This is a genomic window from Pseudomonas sp. 39004, from assembly GCF_028682155.1.
Classification (GTDB): Bacteria; Pseudomonadota; Gammaproteobacteria; order Pseudomonadales; family Pseudomonadaceae; genus Aquipseudomonas; species Aquipseudomonas capeferrum.
This window is the reverse complement of record NZ_JANIAG010000315.1, coordinates 1-2,857: the sequence shown is the minus strand read 5'-3', so window position 1 is coordinate 2,857 and position 2,857 is coordinate 1. Positions and strand designations below refer to the sequence as shown.

Here is a 2,857-nt window from a genome sequence, read left to right as displayed (position 1 = left end):
GGGCGCCGCCCGCGCGGCGCTCGATCTCATGGGCGCTGAAACCTCAAACCAAGGGCCTAGCAGCTTTAAGCCGCCAACCGCCCACTGGCAATCGCCTCCGAAGCCGCCAGCATCGCCCGCAACAACACCGCACACCCCGCCGCCAGATCCTCCGGCGTGGCATTCTCGATTTCGTTATGGCTGATGCCATTCTCGCACGGCACAAAAATCATCCCTGCCGGCCCCAGCTCAGCCAAAAAGATCGCGTCATGCCCGGCGCCGCTGACAATATCCATGTGCGCCAGCCCCAGCGTATCTGCCGAATCACGCACCGCATCGACACACGCCTTGTCGAAGTACAACGCCGGGAAATCCGCCGTGGGGGTCAGCTCATGCGCCAGGCCATGCTTGGCACAGGTACTTTCGATCACCCCACGCACCTCGGCGATCATCGCATCCAGCTGCTCACCTTCAAGGTGACGAAAATCCAGGGTCATGCGCACCTCACCCGGAATCACGTTGCGCGACCCAGGGTAGGCCTGCAAGCAACCCACCGTGCCACAGGCATGCGGCTGATGGCCAAGGGCGGTGCGGTTGACCGCCTCGACCACCGCCGCCGCCCCCACCAGGGCATCCTTGCGCAGGTGCATGGGCGTCGGGCCTGCGTGGGCTTCTACACCGCGCAAGGTCAGGTCGAACCACTTCTGGCCCAAGGCCCCAAGCACGACGCCGATGGTCTTGGCCTGGTCTTCGAGAATCGGCCCCTGCTCGATATGCGCTTCGAAATAAGCCCCCACCGGGTGGCCTGGCACGGCGCGCTGGCCCGCGTAGCCGATGGCGTTGAGCGCCTCGCCAACACTGACGCCCTGGGCATCGCGCTTGGCCAAGGTGTCTTCCAGGGTGAACTTACCGGCAAACACCCCCGAGCCCATCATGCAGGGCGCAAAGCGCGAACCTTCCTCGTTGGTCCACACCACCACTTCCAGCGGTGCTTCGGTTTCCACGCCCAGGTCGTTGAGTGTACGGATCACCTCCAACCCAGCCATCACCCCGAAGCAGCCATCGAACTTGCCGCCGGTGGGCTGGGTATCGATGTGGCTGCCCGTCATCACCGGGGGCAGCTTGGGGTTGCGCCCCGGGCGGCGGGCAAAGATGTTGCCGACCGCGTCCACACTGACGCTGCAACCGGCCGCCTCGCACCACTGGACGAACAGGTCACGGGCCTGGCGGTCGAGGTCGGTCAGCGCCAGGCGGCAGACGCCGCCCTTGGCAGTGGCGCCGAGGCGGGCCAGGTCCATCAACGATTGCCACAGGCGCGCGCTGTCGACGTGGCGTTGGGTGGAATGCAGCACTTGCTTGGCTGGGGTCATGGTCGTTCTCCTCAGGCATTTCTAGTTGTCGGTACTGGCAAGCGGTCACGGCAAAGGCTTGGCCAGCCGCGTCGGGCTGCGCGCCGCCACGCCGCCGAGGACGTAGTAAAGCGCCCCACCCAGCAGCGAACCGGTGAACCAGCCGTAGTCGTAGAACCAGCTGAAACTGCTGTTGCCGATGGCCATGACGGTCAGCGCCACCGGAAGTGCGAAGGCCGCAAACCCCGCCCAGTTCCAGGCCGGATACACGTCGTCACGGTACAGCCCGGCCAGGTCCAGACGCTGGCGACGGATCAGGAAGTAGTCCACCACCATGATCCCGGCAATGGGCCCAAGCAGGCTCGAATAGCCCAGCAACCAGTTGGAATAGACGCTCTCAAGGCTCAGGTCGGAAACGATCAAGCCCAGTTTCTTGAGCAGTTCATGACTCATCAGCGCCAAGCCGATAAAGCCGGTCAGCCACACCGCGCGACTACGCCCGATCAGGCGTGGGGCGATGTTCTGGAAGTCGTTGGTTGGCGACACGATGTTCGCCGCAGTGTTGGTCGACAGTGTGGCAATCACGATCAGTGCCATGGCCAGGGCGACCCAGCCTGGGCTCTGGATCTTGCCGATCAGGCTGACCGGGTCCGACACCGTTTCGCCCACCAGCGACGCCGAAGCGGCGGTCAGCACCACACCCAGGGCGGCGAACAGGAACATGGTCAGCGGCAGGCCGAAGATCTGCCCCAGGATCTGGTCCTTCTGGCTTTTCGCGTAGCGGCTGAAATCGGGAATGTTCAGCGACAGCGTGGCCCAGAAACCGACCATGGCGGTGAGCCCGGCACAGAAGTAACTGACCACGCTGGCGCCCTCGGGCCGCTTGGGCGGCTGCGCCAGCAACTCGGTCATCGACATGTGCGGCAGTGCCCACACCAGCAGGCCGATGCCGACCGCCACCAGCAATGGCGCTGACAGGGTTTCAAGCCATTTGATCGACTCCGCCCCGCGCAGCACCACCCACAGGTTGAGGGCCCAGAAGATCATGAAGCCAATCACCTCACCGGTGCCCTCCAGGGCCTTCCAGCCATCGAACATCGAACCGAGGAACAGGTGAATGGCCAGGCCGCCGAACATCGTCTGGATGCCGAACCAGCCACAGGCGACGACGGCGCGGATCAAGCACGGCACGTTGGAGCCAAGGATGCCGAACGAGGAACGCAGCAGCACCGGAAAGGGGATGCCGTACTTGGTGCCGGGGAACGCGTTGAGGGTCAGCGGGATCAGCACGATCAGGTTGGCCAGCAGGATCGCCAGCAACGCTTCGCCCACGCTCAGGCCAAAGTAGGCCGTGAGCACACCGCCCAGGGTGTAGGTGGGTACGCAGATGGACATGCCTACCCACAAGGCGGTGATATGCCACTTGTTCCAGGTGCGCTGGTGCACCTTGGTGGGCGCGATGTCGTGGTTGTAGCGCGGGCTGTCGAGCACGTCACTGCCCGCCTCCAGCTCGAACAGGCCTTCCTGCT

Annotated in this window: 2 protein-coding genes; both read right to left on the bottom strand. The window is 64.4% G+C overall.

All coding sequences use genetic code 11. From position 1 onward, the window contains the following. Positions 1 to 65: 65 nt before the first annotated feature. Positions 66 to 1,349: a Zn-dependent hydrolase gene (locus NP534_RS26505; RefSeq protein WP_274100700.1), complete on the bottom strand. Its 1,284-nt coding sequence runs from the start codon at positions 1,347 to 1,349 to the stop codon at positions 66 to 68. A 45-nt stretch (positions 1,350 to 1,394) separates the two neighbouring features. Further along, on the bottom strand, positions 1,395 to 2,857 hold a 1,463-nt coding region (locus tag NP534_RS26500), incomplete at its 5' end, for an NCS1 family nucleobase:cation symporter-1 (RefSeq protein WP_274100699.1).